Below are 18,769 nucleotides of genomic sequence, written 5' to 3' on the forward strand. Positions count from 1 at the left end.
TCATTTTTTCCAAGATACAGATAGGAGCGCTGGGCGATGTCGAAACGGGGAGAAGCAAAGTCACTGGCGCTGGATGTCTATCAGCGGATACGTCAGGGCATTTTTGACGGTCAGATCACGCCGGGCACCCGGCTGCAGCCTGCGGTTCTGAGCAAGGAATACAACGCCAGCACGACCGTCGTGCGCGAGGCGCTGATCTTGCTGAGCGGAGACCGTCTGGTCAGCTCGACGACGGGGCAGGGGTTTTCCGTGCCCGAACTCGACCGCAAGGAACTGCTCGATCTGACGTTGTTGCGCTGCCATAACGAAAAGCTGGCGCTGACGCTGGCCATCGAGCGCGGGGACATGGACTGGGAGACCGAGGTGCTGGCGGCCCATCACAGGCTGTCGCGCACGCAGCGCCGTCTGCCCGGCGACCAGCTGCACGGCAACCCCGAATGGTTCAACGCGCACCGCGCATTTCACGCAAAGCTGGTCGAGGCCTGTGGCATCCCGGCGCTGATCGACATTTGCGAAAAACTCGCGGCGGCGACCGAGATCTACCGTGTCACCTCGGGGCCGGTCACGACCACGAGTGCGCGCAACGTGGAGCAGGAACATGCCGACATTCTGGAGGCAGTGCTGCACCGCGATGCGGCGCGGGCCACGGCGCTGCTGCTGGAACACTATCAGGCGACGGCGGACAAGCTGCTTGCCCGTTGGCCCGGCGCGGCCGCGGACGGAGAGCGCGTCGCGCCCCCGTCCGATCGGTGACCGTGTCCACGCGCGGCAATCATCATCAGATTTCCCTTATCCCAGACTCTGCAGGAGCGACGAATGCGTCTTGTTTCTTTCATCACCCCCTCGGGGACGGCCAGCTATGGCACCGTTGCCGGGTCCGACGTTCTGGATGCCGGGGCCGTTCTGGGGGCGCAATATGCCGACCTGCGTCAGGTGATCGCTGCCGACGCAGTGCCCGGGCTGGCCGGGGTCGGCACGGCCCTTCCGCTGGCCGATGTCACGCTGCTGCCGCCGGTTCCGACCCCGGAAAAGATCCTCTGTGTCGGGCTGAACTACCTGTCACACATCGCTGAGACCGGCCGCGACCGGCCCCGCCATCCCTCGATCTTCACCCGCTACCCGTCCTCGCTGGTCGGGCACGGCACGCCGCTGGTGCGTCCGAAGGTCAGCAAGGACTTCGATTATGAGGGCGAGCTGGCGGTAATCATCGGCAAGGCGGGGCGTCACATTCCGGCCGAGGCGGCTTTCGATCATGTGGCGGGCTATACCTGCGTGAACGAAGGGTCGATCCGCGACTATCAGATCCACACGACCCAGTTCTGGCCGGGCAAGAGCTTCGAGGCCTCGGGCTCCATCGGGCCGTGGATCGTGACCGCCGATGAATTGGAGGATATCACCGCGCAGACCCTGACCACCCGGGTTGACGGCGTGGTGGTGCAGCAGGCCGGGCTCGACGATCTGGCGATCTCGATCCCCGAGATGATCGCCTATATCTCGAGCGTGCTCACCTTGCAGCCGGGCGATGTGATCGCGACGGGCACGCCGGGCGGGGTCGGCAAATTCCGCAAGCCGCAGCTTTACCTCGCCCCGGGGATGCAGGTCGAGGTGGAGATCACCGGCATCGGCACGCTGGGCAATGGTGTCGTCGACGAATGACTGCCACGGCCCGTGCCCCGCACCGGGCCCGGGCGGATTTCAAAGAAGGATACAGACCGAATGGACAAAAGGTTTGCAGGCAAGACCGCCTTCATCACCGGCGGCACCGGGGCGCTTGGCACCGCGATCGGCAAGCGCATCGCGCAGGAGGGCGGCAAGGTCTATCTTGCCGATCTGAAGCCGGAACCGACCGACAGCATCGCGGCGGCCTTCGAGGGGCTTGTCGCGCCGGTCATCGTGCCGCTCGACGTCACATCGGATGCGGATTGGCGCCAGACCCTCGATGCGGTTGTGGCCGAGGCCGGCAAGCTTGACGTTCTGGTCAATGCCGCCGGGGTCGTGGGCAATGGCAGCTTCCTGATCGACGCGCTGCCGACCGCCGACTGGCAGCGGATCATGTCGGTGAACGTGGACGGCACCTTTCTGGGCACCCGCGAAGCGATCCGGGTGATGAAGGACAGCGGCGGTGGTGCCGTCGTCAATATCGGCTCGACCACGGCCTTCGTCAGCAGTCTGGATGCGATCCCCTACAATGTCAGCAAGGCAAGCGTGCGGGCACTGACGCGCAACGCTGCCTTCAGCGCGGGCAAGAGTGGCTATCGCGTGCGGGTCAATGCGGTGCATCCGACCTGGGTCTGGACGCCGCTGGTCGAGGCGATGCTGGTCAAGCGCTTCGGATCGAAAGAAAAGGCGCTTGAGGTTCTGCTGGCCCAGCATTGCGTCGACCGCCTGCCCGAACCTGCCGATATCGCCAATGCCGTGGCCTTCCTCGCATCGGACGAGGCGGCGATCATCACCGGCGCGGATCTGGTGGTGGACGGCGGCCGCACCTTGGGGTGAAAGCCTGCGTCTCCTGTTTCCGCGCGCGGGTGGCGCCCCCCCGTTGCGCGGAAACGGCGAGGCCTGCCGGCCTGATCTGATGCCCGGAGAACCGGACAGTTTGACGCCGGAGTTTCCCGCTCTGCCTTTTCGGGTCGGGAAGGGGCCCGTTGCGGCCCTGACCGCCATGCTCGGGTGCGGGGCTGCGGAGTGTTGTGGCGATCGGCTCCGCGCCGCCCTCAACGATCCTGCGGCCGCAGAAACTCAGACAGCGCCTGAAGAAGAGCCTCGTCCTGATAGTGCCCGGCGGCGAAGGACAGCCCGACCGGGCATCCCTCGACCGTCAGCAGCGGCGCCGAGATCTCGGGAAGGCGGGCAACACCGGAAAACGCGGTGAGGGTCATCGTGGGATCGTAGAAGGCCGTTACCGCCTCGAGCGTCCTGAGCGAGCCTTTTGGCGGCGCGATGCAGGGGGTGGTGGGGAAGCAGATGATCGTGCCCGCGGGAAGCGCCGCGTTGATCTGTTCGAACAGCCGCTCACAGCGCTTCAGGCTTTCCAATGCGGCGATCCGGTCGAACCGGAGCACATTGCCATAAGCCAGCGAGAAGGTGGTGCCGAGCTCGGGTCGGGCGGTCTCGATCCAGTTGCCGATCGTGCTTTGGACTTCCGCCGTCTGCAGGTCGCGCAGCGCCTTCAGATTGCAGTCGCTCAGAGGCCGGTCCTCGCCGATGAGCTGCGCGAAACGGATCGGCTCGGCGACAAGGCCGGTGCGCCGCGCGATGTCATCCAGAGCCGCGCGCACCTGTGTCTGCACGGCGGGGGCGGCAAGCTCGACCGCGTCGCTCAGCACCAGCAGGCGGCGTCTGGAGGGCGCCGGCCTTGTCCCGCTGCGCAGCAGAACACGCGCCACGGATTCGAGCAGCGGCAGGCCCGCGGCGAGGATCCCCACCGTGCTGACGCTCGGCATGAAGGGCAGCACCCCGGCCTCGGAGATGCGATGCAGCGAGGGGCGCATGCCCCAGATCCCGCACAGGCTTGCCGGAACCCGCACCGAGCCCCCCGAATCCGTGCCGATCGAGAAATCGGCCAGCCCGTTGGCGACGGAGGCGGCCGAACCGCTCGACGATCCGCCGGGGATCCGGTCCGGAGCCCGTGCATTGCGCGGCGTGCCGAAGAACTGGCTCTCGCCATCGAGGCTGTAGGTGAATTCATCCGCGATGGCCTTGCCCACGCAGCGCGCCCCGGCGGCCAGCAGCTGATCGACGCAAAGGGCGTTGTGGACCGGCGCGGGATGGGCATCGCGCCAGGCGGGGCTGCCGTAAGAAGTGCGATGTCCGGCGAGGTCGATATTGTCCTTCACCGTGAAGCGCGCGCCGCTCAGCGGGCCGTCTCCCCGCGGCGGAAGGTCGAGCGCCTCCACAAGAGCGTTGAACGGGTCGGGAGGGGGGAGCGGAGACATACCCGCCCGGGTAGCACGTCGCGGCCGAAGAACCAAGCGGCAACACTCCGTTCCGGCCCCGAACTGGCGCTCGTCAGTGGCTCGGACGGCAGGGCCGAAGCCCTGGAGGCGCGCGGTCGCAAGCCACTGCAGCCGCGCTCTGCGCTCCCGACCTTGCGCGCTCGCGGCGCCCCTTTACGCGATCTTTATGCGCCTGCGCTGCCTTTCATATATCCCCTTCACGCCTGTCCGAGCGATCCCCCTACCATGACAACAGCGGGAGACTGCCATGGCAGACCTCATCTATCTCGCGCTCGGGCTGGCGGGCTTTTGCCTTTTCGCCGGTGCCCTGCGCCTCATCGACAGGATGTGAGGACGACATGTTCGACATCCTCCTGGGCCTCGCCGTCGCGGCGGGAGTTTTCGGTTTCCTGATCCTCGCGCTGTTGCGCCCCGACCGGTTCTGAGGCGCGACGATGCACGATCTTCTGGGATATCTCCTCTTTTGCGCGGTGCTGACGGCGGGTGGATGGGCGCTGGCCGGCCTGATGACGCGCGTCTACGCGGCCGAACGAACGCCACTTTCGCCCGTTTTCGACCCGCTCGAGCGGGGGTTCTATCGCCTTGCCGGCATCCGCGCCGATGTCTCGCAGGGCTGGAAGGCCTATGCACTCGCCGTACTGGTCTTCAACCTGACGGGGTTCGTTGCTCTCTATGCGATCTTGCGCCTGCAAGGCGCCTTGCCGCTGAATCCCGATGGCATTGCCGGCATGCCGGCGGATCTCGCCTTCAACACGGCAATCAGCTTCGTCACCAACACCAACTGGCAGGCCTATTCCGGCGAGGCACAGCTCAGCTATCTCGCGCAGATGGCCGGCCTGACGGTGCAGAACTTCGTCTCGGCGGCGACCGGCATGGCGGTCGGCATCGCGGTGATCCGCGGCTTCACCGGCGAAAGGGGAGCGGGGCTTGGCAATTTCTGGGCCGACATGACGCGTTCGGTCCTCTATGTGCTGATGCCGCTGTCGGTGGTGGTGGCGCTGGTGCTGGCCGTGCAGGGCGTGCCGCAGACGCTGCTGGGCGCGGTGCACGCGACAACGGTCGAAGGCGCCGATCAGGTGATCGCGCGCGGCCCCGCCGCCGCACAGATCGCCATCAAGCAGCTTGGCACCAATGGCGGCGGCTTCTTCGGCGTGAACTCGGCCCATCCGTTCGAGAACCCGACGGTGCTGTCGAACATGGTCCAGTGCCTGTCGATCCTGCTCATTCCCGTCGCCTTCTGCTTCGTCTTCGGCCGGATGGCGCAAGACCGCCGGCAGGGATGGGCGATCTTTGCCGCCATGGGCGTGATGTTCGTCCTTGGCCTCGTGGTGATCTGGTGGGGCGAAACGGGCGGCACCGCGGTCCTTGGTCTCGGCACCAACATGGAGGGCAAGGAACAGCGCTTCGGTGCCGGTCTCTCGGCCCTTTGGGCCGCGGCGACCACGGCGGCCTCGAATGGCTCGGTCAATGCGATGCACGACAGTTTCATGCCGCTCTCGGGCCTTGTCGAGATGGTCAACATGATGATCGGCGAGGTGGTCTTCGGCGGCGTCGGCGCCGGGCTTTACGGGATGCTGCTCTATGTCGTTCTGGCGGTTTTCCTGGCCGGGCTGATGGTCGGGCGCACGCCGGAATACCTCGGCCGCAAGATCGAGGCGCGCGAGGTGACGCTCGCGATGCTGGCCTTCCTGTCGATGCCCTTCGGCATTCTGGCGGGCGGGGCGATCTCGGCCTCGGTGCCGGCGGCGCTGGCCTCGGTGCAGGAGGCGGGGCCGCATGGGCTGAGCGAGATCCTCTATGCCTATTCCTCGGCGATCGGCAACAACGGCTCGGCCTTCGGGGGCTTCGGCGCCGCGACGCAGTGGCAGACGACGACCCTTGGCCTGCTGATGCTCCTCGGCCGCTATGCCATCATCGTGCCGATGCTGTCGATTGCCGGCTCGCTCGGCGCGAAGCAGCGCGCCGCCGTCACCTCGGGGACTTTCCCGACGCACGGGCCGCTGTTCGTGACGCTGCTGATCTTGACCGTCGCGATCCTGGGCGCGCTGACGTTCTTCCCCGTTCTGGCACTTGGCCCGATCGCGGAACAGACCGCCCTGGCGGCGGGACACAGCTTCTGATCCCGCGCGGCCCCGCCGGGCCGCGCCTTCCCCCTTCAGTTCAGGGACACCCCATGTCCATCTCCCCGAGCGCCCATCCGGGCCTTTATGCGGCGGCGCTGAAAGCCGCCTTCGCCAAGCTTCACCCCCGCGCCCTGATCGGCAATGCGGTGATCTTCGTCACCGCCGTCACCGCCGGGCTGACCACCGTTCTCGCCCTGCGTGACCTTGCCATCGGCGCGCCGGGCTGGGGCGTGACCCTTCAGCTGGCCTTCTGGCTCTGGGTCTGCGTCCTTTTCGCCAATTTCGCCGAGGCGCTCGCCGAAGGCCGCGGCAAGGCCCGCGCCGACAGCCTGCGCGCGACCAAGGCCGAAACCATGGTCCGGTTGCTCGCCCGCGAGGACGACCCCGCGCCGAAACCGGTGCCGTCCTCGGCGCTGCGGGCCGGGCAGCTTGTGCGCGTCGAGGCCGGGGACCTGATCCCGACCGACGCCGAGGTGATCCGCGGCGTCGCCTCGGTCGACGAAAGCGCGATCACCGGCGAAAGCGCGCCCGTCATCCGCGACTCCGGCGGCGACCGCTGCTCGGTCACCGGCGGCACCCGGATTGTTTCCGACAGCCTGATCCTGAGGATCACCGCCGAACCGGGCAAAAGCTTCCTCGACCGGATGATCGCGCTGGTCGAGGGCGCGGAGCGGCAGAAGACCCCGAACGAGATCGCGCTGAACATCCTGCTTGCCGGGCTGACGCTGATCTTCCTCTTCGTCGTGGTCACGCTCGCCCCCTTCGCCCGCTATTCGGGCATCGCGATCCCGGTCGTGACGCTTGCGGCGCTGTTCGTGACGCTGATCCCCACCACCATCGGCGGGCTGCTGTCCGCGATCGGCATCGCCGGCATGGACCGGCTGGTGCGCGCCAATGTCATCGCCAAATCCGGGCGCGCGGTCGAGGCTGCGGGGGATGTCGATACGCTGCTGCTCGACAAGACCGGCACCATCACCTTCGGCAACCGGATGGCCGATGCTTTCTATCCGGCCCGGGGCGTGAGCGAGACACAACTGGTCCGTGCCGCCTGGCTTGCCTCGCTCAGCGACGCCACGCCGGAAGGCAAGTCGATCGTCGATCTGGCGCGCCGGCTGCTCCCTGCCCTGACCGGCGAGACCCCGGACATGGGCGAGTCCGTCGCCTTCTCCGCCCAGACCCGGCTTTCCGGCGTCGATCTGCCGGGCCGGCAGCTGCGCAAGGGCGCGGTGGATGCCGTGGAGCGGTTCGTGGGGCGCTCCGCCGATCCGGCGTTGCGCGCGAAGATCGACGAGATTGCCCGTTCGGGCGGCACGCCGCTGCTGGTGGCGCAAGACGACGTGATCCTCGGCGCGATCCATCTGAAGGACGTCATCAAACCTGGCGTGCGCGAGCGCTTCGCGGAACTGCGCGCGATGGGCATCCGCACGGTGATGATCACCGGCGACAATCCCCTGACCGCTGCCGCGATTGCCGCCGAGGCGGGGGTGGATGATTTCCTGGCCGAAGCGACGCCCGAGATGAAGCTCGACTACATCCGCCGCGAACAGGCGGGCGGGCGGCTGGTCGCGATGTGCGGCGACGGCTCGAACGACGCGCCCGCCCTGGCGCAGGCGGATGTGGGGGTGGCGATGAACTCGGGCACGCCCGCCGCGAAGGAGGCGGCGAACCTGATCGACCTCGACAGCGATCCGACCAAGCTGATCGAGGTGGTGTTGGTGGGCAAGCAGCTGCTGATCTCGCGCGGCGCGCTGACCACCTTCTCGATCGCCAATGACGTGGCGAAATACTTCGCCATCCTGCCCGCGATCTTCGTCGCCGCCTTTCCGGGGCTCGGCGTTCTGAACGTCATGGGGCTCGCCTCGCCGCAAAGCGCGCTTCTGTCGGCGGTGATCTTCAACGCGCTGATCATCGTCGCGCTGATCCCGCTGGCGCTGCGCGGGGTGAAATACCAGCCCTCGAGCGCCGCGGCGCTCTTGCGGCGCAACCTGTCGATCTACGGGCTGGGCGGGCTGATCGTGCCCTTCATCGGGATCAAGGCCATCGACATCGCCGTCACCGCCCTTGGCCTTGTGTAAGGAGACATCCATGCTGACCCTGTTCCGCCCCGCCCTCGTCCTGCTTGCGGGCATGACCCTTCTCACCGGCCTCGCCTATCCGCTGGCGATCACCGCCATCGCGCAGGCGCTGGTGCCCGCCGCCGCCAACGGCAGCCTGATCGTGCAGGACGGCAGCGTGATCGGCTCGCGGCTGATCGCGCAGGACTTCGCGGGCGCGCGCTATCTGCATCCGCGCCCCTCGGCCGCGGCGTTCAGCGCCATGCCCTCGGGCGCCTCGAACCTCGGCCCGAGCTCGGCGACGCTGCGCCGCGAGGTGGCCGCCCGGCGCAGCGCCTGGGAGGCCGCGAATGGCGGCACGGCCCCCGTGGACGCGGTCACCGCGTCGGGGTCCGGCCTCGATCCGCAGATCTCGCCCGCCAACGCCCATGGGCAAGCGGCCCGCATCGCTGCGGCCCGCGGCCTTCCCCTTGCCGAGGTGAGCCGGATCATCGCCGCCCATACCGAAAGCCGATGGCTCGGCCTTTATGGCGAGCCGCGCGTCAACGTCCTGCTGACCAACCTTGCCCTTGACGCGGCGACGCCGGTGGCGCCTGCTGCGGCGAACTGAGAGGTCAGATGTCCGAACCCTCCCGCCCCGAACCCGAGGCCCTTCTGCCCGAAGCCCGCCGCGAAGGCCGGGGCCGGCTGAAGGTCTTTCTCGGCGCCGCGCCCGGTGTGGGCAAGACCTTCGCCATGCTGCAGGCCGCGCGCGATCGCGCGGCCGAAGGCGTCAGCGTGCTGGCCGCCGTGGTGGAAACCCATGGCCGCGCCGAGACCGAGGCGATGCTGCGCGGCGTCGAGGTCCTGCCGCGCCGGACGGTCTATCATCAGGGCCATATCCTGCAGGAGATGGATGTCGACGCCCTGATCGCCCGCCTTCCCGGCCTCGCGCTGATCGACGAGCTGGCGCATTCGAACCTGTCGGGGGGCCGGCACGAGAAGCGCTGGCAGGATGTCGAGGATGTGCTCGCCGCCGGGATCGACGTCTACACGACGATGAATGTCCAGCATGTCGAGACGCTGAACGACACCGTCGCGCGGATCACCGGGATCCGGGTGCGCGAGACGGTGCCCGATCAGGTGCTTGAACTCGCCGACGAGATCGAGCTGATCGACCTGCCGCCGGACGAGCTGATCGCGCGGCTGCGTGCGGGCAAGGTCTATGTGCAGGACCAGGCGGCGCGGGCGGTGGCGAACTTCTTCGCCAAGGGCAACCTGACGGCGCTGCGCGAGCTTGCCATGCGCACCGCCGCCGACCGCGTCGATGCGCAGCTCAAGGAACACATGGCGGCAAACGCGATCGAGGGCCCCTGGCCGACGCAGGAGCGGATCCTCGTCGTCCTGCCCGAAGGCGCCGTCGGCCGCGACGCGGTGCGGATCGCCCGGCGCTCGGCCGACCGGGCGCGGGTCGAGTGGCTGGCGGTGGCGCTGACCAGCCTGCGCGCCGAGACGCGGCGCGATCTTGCGGGCGATCCGGGCACGTCCTCGCTGCGTCTGGCCGAACGGCTGGGGGCCGAGGTGACGGTGCTGCAGACCGAACGCGACGCCGCCCAGGACGTGCTGGACTTCGCGCAAAGGTACAATGTCCGCCGTATCGTTGTGCCGCGGCCCGCCCCCAGGGCGCGGCTTGCGCGCTGGCTGTCGCCCTCGCCGCATGAGGCCGTGGTCGCCGGCCTGTTGCGCGGCGCGACGCAGTTCGAGCTGACCCTCGTCACCGACGAGGAAAGCCCGGCGCGCCAGCGTCAGCGCCGTCGGCCGGCCCGGGCCGATCTGCGTGCCCAGCTGCGCCCGCTCGGCCTTGTCGCGCTGGCGGTTGGCGCGACGACGCTGCTCGCCCTTGGCGCCGAGCGGCTGATCCCGGTGCTGAGCCTGTCGCTGCTCTACATGACGGTGGTGGTGGCGGTTGCGGCGACGCTCGGGCGCCGGCCGTCGGTTGCGGCTGCGGTGCTCAGCTTCCTGGCCTACAATCTGTTTTTCACCGACCCGCGGATGACGCTGCAGATCTGGAACCGGGGCCAGTTCGTGACGCTGCTGCTGTTCCTTGCGGTCTCGATCCTGACCGGCAATCTCGCCGCACGGCTGCGCGACCGGGCCGTTGCGCAGCGGGCGATCTCGGACCGGACGCGCAAGCTTTATGACTTTTCGCGCCGGGCGGCGGCGGCGGCCTCCGTCGACGATGTGGTCTGGGCGGCGGTCAGCCATGTCGCCGCGGTGCTCGAATGCCACTCGATCCTGCTGTTGCCCGACGAAAACGGGCAGCTTGCGATTGTCGGGGCCTTTCCGCCCGAGGACCGGATGGAGCCGCGCGAACTGTCTGCGGCGACCTACGCCCATGCGCATGGCGAACCCGCGGGCAAGGGCTCGGAGACCTTGCCCGCCTCGCGCTGGCTGTTCCTGCCGCTGCTGGCCGCCGAGCGGCGGATCGGCGTCCTGGGCCTTGCCTACGAGGACGGGCGCGAGCCGCCCCCCGGCGACCGGCGGCTGGTCGAAGCGCTGGCCGATCAGGTGGCGCTGGCGCTGGAGCGGGTGCGGCTTGCCGATGATCTGGCGCAGATCCGCGTGGCAAGCGAGACCGAACGGCTGCGCACCGCGCTGCTGTCCTCGGTCAGTCACGATCTGCGCACGCCGCTGGTGTCGATCCTCGGTGCGGCGGAGGGGCTGACGCAACCCGGCCTGACCGCCGAGGCGCGCGGCACCCTTGCCGAGACCATCCGCGACGAGGGCGACCGGCTCGACCGCTATATCCAGAACCTGCTCGACATGACCCGTCTCGGCCATGGCGCGCTGACGCTGAAGACCCATGCCACCGACCTGCGGGAGCTGGTGGGATCGGCCCGCAACCGGCTGCGCGGCCCGCTGCGGGGCCATCCGATGGAGGTGGCGATCCCCGTCGACATGGCGCCGGCGCAGGTCGATCCGGTGCTGATCGAACAGGTTCTGGTCAATATCTTCGAGAATGCCTGCAAATATGCCGGGCCGGGCCGCGCGATCCGGATCGCTGCGCGTCCGTCGCGCGGGCGAGCGGTGCTGTCGGTCGAGGACGAGGGGCCGGGCCTGCCACCGGGCGCGGCCGCCCATGTCTTCGACATGTTCTGGCGCGCCGAGCAGGGCGACGGCGGACAGGCGGGAACCGGCCTCGGCCTTGCCATCTGCAAGGGGATCGTGGAAGCCCATGGCGGCACGATCCGCGCCGGGGCCGTGCATCCCGACGGGCGCGGCACGCGGATCGTGATGGAACTGCCGCTCTGGAACCCGGAGGTATCCGCTTGACCGCCGCTGCCCGCATCCTGATCGTCGAGGACGAGGCGCCGATCCGGCGCTTTCTGCGCGTCGCGCTGGAGACCGAAGGCCATGTCGTCTCCGAGGCGGCGACGGCGCGGGACGGCATTGCACTGGCCGCGCGCGAGGCGCCGGCGGCGATCATTCTCGATCTCGGCCTGCCGGATGCGGACGGGATCTCGGTGCTGAAGACGGTTCGCGAATGGTCACAGGTGCCGGTTCTGGTGCTGTCGGTGCGCAGCGACGAGGCCGGCAAGATCGCTGCGCTGGATGCCGGAGCGCAAGACTATGTCACCAAGCCGTTCTCGACCGGAGAGCTGCTGGCACGCCTGCGCGGACTGCTGCGCGACCGGGCGCGGGACGCGGCTCCCGCCATCCTGACTCTGGGGCCGCTGGTCATTGATGCGGCCGAGCACCGCGCCAGCCTGTCGGGCGAGGACCTGAAGCTGACGCGCAAGGAATTCGATCTCTTGTGGCTTCTGGCCGGCCACGCCGGGCGGCTGGTCACGCGGGACATGATCCTGAAGGCGATCTGGGGGCCGGCCCATGCCGAGGACAGCCAGTATCTGCGCGTCTATATCCGCCAGCTGCGCGCCAAGCTCGGCGATGATGCCGCCGACCCGCGCTGGATCTTCACCGAGCCGGGGGCCGGCTATCGCCTGGCCGACAGATAGGCCAGGCGCGGACCACGCTTCGCCAAAGCATACAGAGGCGGGTGGGGGGAGGGGCGTATGAGCGGATGAAAGACCCGCCCATTTGCGAGAGCCCGGATCCCGCCCTTGCCGCGGTGCGACTTTCCCCCGCCGGCCGTTCATCTGCTGCGCCGCGCCCGGCCAGGATTATGGCCGCGATGACGTCACCATGGCCCAGCCGAGAGCGAAGCGCTGGAGGTGTTTCCGCAAGCGGTCGGCATCATTCGTGCTCGTTCTGTGGCCGCGCGACATCGCGAACAGACGCGCGGCCCGGCATCGCTCAGACTGGTCGAGCCGCGCCAGCCCCGGATAGTGTCCCCGCCGGTGGTGTCACTTTCGGTGGGCCTCGCGCTCTGATGCGGGCCGGGTTGGTCAGTTGCGCTGCGCAGCAGGCAGGCTGACCATGACACCCTCACAGACCGGCGCGAGCGTTTCGGGCGTCATGTAACGGCCTCTCTGGTCGGTCCATTCCTCGGTCTGCCCAACACGTCGCGGCGGCCATCGGTGTTCACGCCCGCCGCGATCGTCACGGCGACGGAGACGATCCGGCCAGCTGGATGACGGCCGTCAGCGCCCGCTCCACCGAGCGCCGGGGCTCGAGAGCGGATGGAGAACAGGTGCCGGTGCGCAGCTCGACGCTGCCGGCCCGCGTCTGCCGGTCTCGCCCGCGCTGGCCGTTATACTGCGCCAGCCGCTCGGGGTCTTCTCGCCGTAGTCGGTGCAGGTCTTGGCGCCGACCTCCAACTCCCTCAGACGTTCGGCCGCAAAGCCGATCCTCTCACGCGGCAGACCGGCATCTCCGTTCCTCTTCAGGAGCGCGCGGAGATCCATCATGGGGTTGGTCATCGGGGCTGTCCTTCGGGGCAGGCTGGTTGTCGCAACCCGACCCTGCCGGGAACCCCGATGGCCACCGACACCTATAACCACGACAACGGACGTCCCCCCGGCGGCAAACCTGCGGCGGTTCACCGGCCCGGTCTGCCGCAGCAAGAAGAAAAATATTCGTCTGCGCGATGCAACGTCGCGCGTCCTTTTTCTTGCAACCATCGTCCGGCAGAACAGATTCAGCGAATTCGCCCACATCATTCATCTATAATTGCGATCGTTATTATCGTCTTTAATCTGGCGTCAGATCCAACCAGCCGGAGATGACGATGTTCAGGAAATTTACAGTGCTGTCGGCCCTTGCGGCTGCGTTGATGTCGGGTGCCGCCGCGATTGCCGGCGGGCTTCCGCAGGAGATCCGCTTCGGCGATGTCGGCTTCGGGTTCGGCAAGCCGTTCGGCGTCGGGCTGCTGGCGATCGCCGATGCCAAGGGCTTCATCGCCGAGGAGTTCAAGGGCACCGGGGTCAAGCTCGACTGGACCTATTTCACCGGCACCGGCCCGGCGATCAACGAGGCCTTCGCCAACGGGCAGGTGGACTTTGCCTCCTATGGTGCGGTGCCGAACATCGTCGGCGCGGCGAACGGGCTCGACACCGTGATCGTCGCCTCGACGCAGGGCACCAACATCTTCGCCGTCGCGCGCACCGGCAGCGGCATCGAGAGCCTCGCCGACCTGAAAGGCAAGCGCGTCGCGCTGCAGAAGGCGACGATCATCCACTGGGCGGCGCTCGAGGCGCTGCGGCACGCCGGGCTGAGCGAAAAGGATATCACGCTGATCGACCTCAAGAACGCCGATCAGCTCGCCGCGATCAGTGCGGGCAGTGTCGACGCGGTGTTCGGCGCCGATTTCCTGCTGCCGCTCGAGCAGAAGGGGGTGGCGAAGGTGGTCTTCTCTTCGGCCCGCGACGACCGCGAGGTCTCGGGTTTCGGCGGCTTCCTCGTGTCGCGGCAGTTCCGCGACGCCTATCCCGAGGCCACGCAGAAGGTCGTCGACGGCTATGTCAGGGCGGCTGCCTGGCTGGCCGATCCGGCGAACCGCGAAGAGGCCTTCCGGATCTGGAACCGGGCGGGCACACCGGTCGATCTCATTCGCCGGTCGAACGCCGATACCGACTTCCGGCAGGCCTATGATCCGCGCCTCGATGCGGTGTTCGAGCAGCGCTTCGCAAGTGCGCTCGCGTTCACCAGAGCGCAGAAACTGACCCGCAAGACCCTGGATCTTGCCGCCTGGGCGGATGGCCGTTTCCTTGCGAAGTCGCTCGAGGACGAGGGGCTCGCGGCGGTCTGGCCCGACCGGCCTGCCACCGGTACGAACTGAGGCGGGACGATGAGCGATCTTTCCGTCAGCACCGTTCCCGGGCAGGGCGCGGCGCCCCTCGCGCGGCGCGCGCGGCCTGCGCGGCAACCGGCCCTGCGGCGCGCGCGGACCCTGCAGCGCGCGGCCTTCCGGGCGCTGCCCTGGCTCTCGCCGCTCGCCGGCCTGCTGCTGTGGCAGCTCGCGGCGGAATGCGCTCTGGTCTCCGAGCATATCCTGCCGGCACCCGGCCGCGTTCTCGCGACACTCGGCGAGCTGTCGCACAGCGGCGAGCTGTGGTCGGCCGCCCGCATCAGCCTGTGGCGGCTGACGGTGGGGTTGCTGATCGGCGCGCCGCTCGGATTTCTCTTCGGCCTGCTGCTCGGCGCCTCGCCGCGCGCCGAAGACTGGCTTGGCCCCAGTTTCCGCGCCATCGCCGCGGTGCCGGCCCTGGGCTGGATTCCGGTGCTGATCCTGCTTGTCGGCATTGACGAGGTGCTGAAGGTCATCATCCTGATCAAGGCCTGCTTCGTGCCGGTGGCGATTGCCAGCCGCGACGCCTGGCGCGCGGTGCCGGCGCGCTACGCCGAGCTTGGGCGCGTGCTCGGGCTCTCGCCGCTGCGGCAGCTCTGGAGGATCCGCCTGCCGGCGATGGTGCCGACGCTGTTTTCGGGCCTGCGCCTCGCCTCCGGTCAGGCCTTCGTGTCGCTCGTCACCTGCGAGATGCTCGCCGCCACCGATGGCCTTGGTTATCTCATGGTCTGGGGCCGGACGCTCTTCCAGATGGACCTGGTCATCGTCGGGATGATCGCCGTCGGTTCCGCCGGCATCGCGCTCGACCGGCTGCTGCGCGGAGGCGAGCGGGCCTTGCGCGCAAGGATGGGCGACGATGGCTGAGCTGTCCTGGAAGGGGCTGGTGCTCCCCGCGGCCGCGCTGGCCGCCTGGTCGCTTGCCGTCGAAAACCACCTGCTGGGCGGTCCGATGGCGGTGTCTCCCGTCGCGCTTCTGCAGGTGCCCGTCACCGACCCGGACGGGCGCGAGATCTGGGCCGCCCTTGGCGCCAGCCTGGTGCGGCTTGCCCTTGGCGGCAGTCTCGGCGCCGTCGCCGGGATCGGCCTTGGCCTCGCCCTCGGCCTGTCGCGGCCCCTCGGCCGGGCGCTGTCGCCAAGCATCGACACCCTGCGCCAGATCGCGCTTTTCGCCTGGATCCCACTGCTGACGGCGTGGTTCGGCACCAGCGAGACGGCGAAGATCGTCTTCATCGCCCTCGGCACGTTCTTCCCGCTGGTGCTGGCGACGCAGCAGGGGGTGCGCGCGACCCCGGCCGGGCTCGTCGAGCTGGTGCAGGTGCTCGGCCTGTCGCCGCGGCGGCGGATCACCGCGCTCTATCTGCCCGCGGCCTTGCCCTCGATCGCCGTGGGCGTGCAGATCGCGCTGATCTCCGCCTGGATCGGAACCGTGGGCGCGGAATACGCGATCGGCAACGGCCGCGGCCTTGGCGCCTATATCGCGAGCGGGCGCGAGCAGTTCCGCATGGATATCACCCTCGTGGGCGTGCTCGCGCTCGCCCTGATCGGTGTCGCGCTCCACGCGCTCGGCGCCCGTCTGATCCGTCACCTCGACAAGGCAACCTGACATGAAAACCTCCCCACTTCTGTCCGTTTCCGGCGTCTCTAAATCCTTCCCCGTGAACGGCGTGCCCTTCCGCGCACTCGCGGATGTCGGACTGGAGCTCCGGCGCAACGAGATCATCGCCGTGATCGGCGCATCCGGCTGCGGCAAGTCGACCTTGCTGCGCTGCATCGCCGGGCTTGAAACCCCGGACAGCGGCACGCTTGCGATTGCGGGCGTGCCGGTGACCACGGCCGGGCAGGGCAGCGCGGTGGTGTTTCAGGACCATCGTCTGCTGCCCTGGCTCACGGTGCGCGGCAATGTCGAGCTTGCGCTCGAGCCGCTCGCCATGACCGCGGCCGAGCGGCAGGCGCGGGCGGCGCGCTATATCGCCCTCGTCGGGCTCGACGCCTTTGCAGAAAGCTATCCGCGGCAGCTTTCGGGCGGCATGGCGCAGCGCGCCGCGATCGCCCGGGCGCTGGCGGTGGAAACCGATCTCGTGCTGATGGACGAGCCGTTCGGGGCGCTCGATTCGATCCTGCGCACCCGGATGCAGGAAGAGCTGCTGAAGATCTGGCGGGCCCATCAGGTCTCGATCCTGATCGTCACCCATGACATCGAGGAGGCGCTCTATCTGGCGGATCGGGTGGTCGTCATGCGGCCCGGCCCCGGCCATGTGCACGAGGTGGTCGAACTCGCCCTGCCGCGGCCGCGCAGTCGCGACACCGAGGCGTTCTCGCAGCTGCGCGGCCATCTTCTGGCGGCGCTGGCCCAAACGCCTGCGGAGGTCGTGGCATGATCGAGCTTGTGTCCCTCAGCCGCTGCGTGCGCTGCGATCTGTGCTTCGGGGTCTGCCCGATGGATGTGTTCGACCGGGCCGAGGACGGGCTTCCGGTGATCGCCCGCAAGGAGGATTGCCAGACCTGCTTCCTGTGCGAGGCGCATTGCCCGACCGATGCGCTCTATGTGGCGGCCGAACGGCGGCCGGCCCTGACGCCGACCGAGGCGGAGCTGGCGGAGCGTCAGCTTCTCGGCAGCTATCGGGCGCGGCTTGGCTGGGGCAAGGGCCGCCGTCCGCCCCGAAGTTTCGACGAGGCGCTCGCGCTCTCACAACGGCCGGAGGCCGCCCCCGGGGTTTCGCCCATGGCGCTGCAACCGGGCGCACAGCCCGGGAAGGAGGCATATCATGGCTGACGGAGCCGGGCATTTCGGCGCGGAGCTGCATCTTGCGACAGATGTCCTCGTGATCGGCGGCGGCCCGGCCGGCACCTGGGCCGCCCTCGCGGCCCGCGCGGCCGGGGCCGAGGTGATCTTGGTGGACAAAGGCTGGTGCGGGGCTTCCGGCGTTGGCGCCGCGGCGACCATCGGCCATTGGTGGGTGGCGCCGGAAGGGCGCGCCGCGGCGATGGCGGCAAAGGCCGTCGATGCCTGCGGGCTTGCCGACGAGGCCTGGATGGAGCGCGTTCTTGCGGAGACATGGGCCAGCTGGCCGCGCTTTGCCGAGAGCCGCGGCTATGTCGGCGATCCGACCTATCGCAGCGGGCGCGGCGGGCAGGTGGTGGTGCAGGGGCCAGTCTATCTGCGCGAGATGCGCCGGCTCGTGCTGCGGGCGGGGGTCACCATCCTCGATCATGCGCCGGCGGTCTCGCTGCTGATGGATGCCGCCTGGCGCTGCGCCGGTGCCGAGGGGGTGCTGCGGCAGAAGGACCAGCGCTGGCGGGTCGACGCCCGTGCCGTGGTGATGGCGGCCGGCGGGTCGGCGCTGCGCAGCGGCTGCATCGGCTCGAGCGTCAATACCGGCGATGCGCTGCTGATGGCGGCCGAGCTTGGTGCCGAGTGGTCGGGGATGGAATTCTCGAACTATTACGGCATCGTGCCGAAAGGCGGGTCGGTCGACAAGAACGGCTATCTGCTGCAGGCGGCGTTCTTCGATGCGGCCGGGCATCAGGTGCATCTCGGCTGGTCCTCGCCCTATGGCGTCATGGGCACCGCGGCCGCCCCGCTCTTCGGGCACGAACCGGTCTTTTGCCAGTTCACCCAGGTGCCCGAGGCGAACCGCCCGTTCCTGCGGGCCGGGCAGCCCAATCTCTTCACCCAGTTCGACCGGCTTGGCGTGGACCCGTTCACCCAGAAATTCGAGGTCGAGCCGATGTTCGAAGGCTCGGTGCGCGGTTCGGGCGGGATCGTCGTCAAAGGACCGGACTGCGCCTCGTCGGTGCCGGGGCTTTGGGTGGCGGGCGATGCCGCCTCGCGCGAGATGCTGGTCGGGGCCTCGTCGGGGGCGGGCGCGATCAACGCGGCCTGGACGCTTGCCTCCGGCAGATGGGCGGGGCTGGCAGCTGCGCGCTCGGCCCGCGAGGGCGCGCCGGGGCGCGGGGAGCGGGCAAGGGAGCCCGTGTCCGGGCGCCGGATCGCGGCGGTGCGGCCGCTGCTGCAGGCGCTTCAGGCTGAGGTCCTGCCGATCCGCCGCAATGGCTTTCGCTGCGACCGGACACTCAACGAGACTCTGGCGCTCACCGCCGAACTTGAAGATGAGCTGCAGACCGCCCCGCGCGCCGCGGATGCGCGCAGCGCGCTTTTTGCGCGGGAACTGTCGGGCATGCTGTTCCACGCCCGGACAGGCGCCAGCGCCGCCCTTGCCAGGACGGAAAGCCGGGGCGTGCATCAGCGCACGGATTTTCCCGCGACATCTCCTTGCACATGGCAGAGGCGGCTTGCGGGGCGGGGGCTCGACATGACGCTTCGGTGAAGGGGACGTCTCGCTTATCGCAGCGATAGCTCAGGCCTATTTGCGCCGCTGACGGCGATGGCCGAATGATTTCTCCATCCTC

At 68.8% G+C, this 18,769-nt stretch carries 17 protein-coding genes and 1 pseudogene; 16 read left to right on the plus strand and 2 right to left on the minus strand.

Annotation, left to right across the window (positions count from 1 at the left end; genetic code table 11):
- The first annotated feature begins 36 nt into the window (after positions 1-36).
- From EOW65_RS17980 to EOW65_RS17990, 3 genes are all read left to right on the plus strand, one after another.
- The gene (locus EOW65_RS17980) at positions 37-753 is read left to right on the plus strand and encodes a GntR family transcriptional regulator (RefSeq protein WP_128151773.1); all 717 of its coding nucleotides are present in this window, start codon (positions 37-39) and stop codon (positions 751-753) included.
- A gap of 63 nt (positions 754-816) precedes the next feature.
- Positions 817-1,656, plus strand: coding sequence for a fumarylacetoacetate hydrolase family protein (locus tag EOW65_RS17985; RefSeq protein ID WP_128151774.1), 840 nt, complete (start codon positions 817-819; stop codon positions 1,654-1,656).
- A 60-nt stretch (positions 1,657-1,716) separates the two neighbouring features.
- Positions 1,717-2,496 carry an SDR family NAD(P)-dependent oxidoreductase gene (locus tag EOW65_RS17990; protein WP_128151776.1) on the plus strand — a complete coding sequence of 260 codons (780 nt, stop codon included), beginning with the start codon at positions 1,717-1,719 and terminating at the stop codon, positions 2,494-2,496.
- A gap of 218 nt (positions 2,497-2,714) precedes the next feature.
- Here the strand turns inward: EOW65_RS17990 and EOW65_RS17995 are convergent, their stop codons facing one another.
- On the minus strand, positions 2,715-3,935 hold the full coding sequence (locus EOW65_RS17995; RefSeq protein ID WP_128151778.1) for an amidase family protein: 1,221 nt from the start codon (positions 3,933-3,935) through the stop codon (positions 2,715-2,717).
- 359 nt (positions 3,936-4,294) lie between these two features.
- Between EOW65_RS17995 and kdpF the strand changes: the two genes are divergently transcribed.
- Genes kdpF through EOW65_RS18025 form a run of 6 tightly spaced genes read left to right on the plus strand, consistent with a single transcriptional unit; the run spans position 4,295 to position 12,128 of the window.
- The gene (gene kdpF / locus EOW65_RS20440; RefSeq protein WP_121534678.1) at positions 4,295-4,381 is read left to right on the plus strand and encodes a K(+)-transporting ATPase subunit F; all 87 of its coding nucleotides are present in this window, start codon (positions 4,295-4,297) and stop codon (positions 4,379-4,381) included.
- A gap of 9 nt (positions 4,382-4,390) precedes the next feature.
- The gene (gene kdpA / locus EOW65_RS18005) at positions 4,391-6,076 is read left to right on the plus strand and encodes a potassium-transporting ATPase subunit KdpA (RefSeq protein WP_128151780.1); all 1,686 of its coding nucleotides are present in this window, start codon (positions 4,391-4,393) and stop codon (positions 6,074-6,076) included.
- Between the two features lie 53 nt (positions 6,077-6,129).
- On the plus strand, positions 6,130-8,154 hold the full coding sequence (gene kdpB, locus EOW65_RS18010; RefSeq protein WP_128151782.1) for a potassium-transporting ATPase subunit KdpB: 2,025 nt from the start codon (positions 6,130-6,132) through the stop codon (positions 8,152-8,154).
- 10 nt (positions 8,155-8,164) lie between these two features.
- Complete coding sequence (gene kdpC, locus EOW65_RS18015) at positions 8,165-8,743, plus strand: potassium-transporting ATPase subunit KdpC (protein WP_128151784.1); 579 nt, start codon at positions 8,165-8,167, stop codon at positions 8,741-8,743.
- A gap of 8 nt (positions 8,744-8,751) precedes the next feature.
- Positions 8,752-11,445 (plus strand): sensor histidine kinase, encoded by a 2,694-nt coding sequence (locus tag EOW65_RS18020; protein ID WP_128151786.1) that lies wholly within the window; start codon positions 8,752-8,754, stop codon positions 11,443-11,445.
- Complete coding sequence (locus tag EOW65_RS18025) at positions 11,442-12,128, plus strand: response regulator (RefSeq protein WP_128151788.1); 687 nt, start codon at positions 11,442-11,444, stop codon at positions 12,126-12,128. Before EOW65_RS18020 ends, EOW65_RS18025 begins: the two co-directional genes overlap by 4 nt.
- Positions 12,129-12,625: 497 nt before the next feature.
- Here EOW65_RS18025 and EOW65_RS18035 read toward each other — a convergent pair.
- Positions 12,626-12,992 (minus strand): annotated as a pseudogene (locus tag EOW65_RS18035) (transposase); the annotation flags it as partial.
- Between the two features lie 57 nt (positions 12,993-13,049).
- Between EOW65_RS18035 and EOW65_RS18040 the strand changes: the two are divergent.
- The 7 genes from EOW65_RS18040 to EOW65_RS18070 are packed head-to-tail and all read left to right on the plus strand — an operon-like array spanning position 13,050 to position 18,687.
- The gene (locus EOW65_RS18040) at positions 13,050-13,298 is read left to right on the plus strand and encodes a hypothetical protein (protein WP_128151790.1); all 249 of its coding nucleotides are present in this window, start codon (positions 13,050-13,052) and stop codon (positions 13,296-13,298) included.
- Positions 13,299-13,300: 2 nt separating this feature from the next.
- Positions 13,301-14,350 carry an ABC transporter substrate-binding protein gene (locus EOW65_RS18045; RefSeq protein ID WP_128151792.1) on the plus strand — a complete coding sequence of 350 codons (1,050 nt, stop codon included), beginning with the start codon at positions 13,301-13,303 and terminating at the stop codon, positions 14,348-14,350.
- Positions 14,351-14,359: 9 nt separating this feature from the next.
- The gene (locus tag EOW65_RS18050; protein WP_128151793.1) at positions 14,360-15,223 is read left to right on the plus strand and encodes an ABC transporter permease; all 864 of its coding nucleotides are present in this window, start codon (positions 14,360-14,362) and stop codon (positions 15,221-15,223) included.
- Positions 15,216-15,962 carry an ABC transporter permease gene (locus tag EOW65_RS18055; protein WP_128151795.1) on the plus strand — a complete coding sequence of 249 codons (747 nt, stop codon included), beginning with the start codon at positions 15,216-15,218 and terminating at the stop codon, positions 15,960-15,962. Before EOW65_RS18050 ends, EOW65_RS18055 begins: the two co-directional genes overlap by 8 nt.
- A 52-nt stretch (positions 15,963-16,014) precedes the next feature.
- On the plus strand, positions 16,015-16,737 hold the full coding sequence (locus EOW65_RS18060) for an ABC transporter ATP-binding protein (RefSeq protein ID WP_206364096.1): 723 nt from the start codon (positions 16,015-16,017) through the stop codon (positions 16,735-16,737).
- Positions 16,734-17,132, plus strand: coding sequence for a 4Fe-4S dicluster domain-containing protein (locus tag EOW65_RS18065; protein ID WP_128151799.1), 399 nt, complete (start codon positions 16,734-16,736; stop codon positions 17,130-17,132). Before EOW65_RS18060 ends, EOW65_RS18065 begins: the two co-directional genes overlap by 4 nt.
- Positions 17,125-18,687 (plus strand): FAD-dependent oxidoreductase, encoded by a 1,563-nt coding sequence (locus EOW65_RS18070; protein ID WP_128151801.1) that lies wholly within the window; start codon positions 17,125-17,127, stop codon positions 18,685-18,687. The genes EOW65_RS18065 and EOW65_RS18070 overlap by 8 nt, the downstream gene beginning before the upstream one ends.
- Positions 18,688-18,769 lie beyond the last annotated feature (82 nt).

It is taken from the genome of Paenirhodobacter ferrireducens, assembly GCF_004022265.1.
GTDB classification, from domain to species: domain Bacteria; phylum Pseudomonadota; class Alphaproteobacteria; order Rhodobacterales; family Rhodobacteraceae; genus Rhodobacter; species Rhodobacter ferrireducens.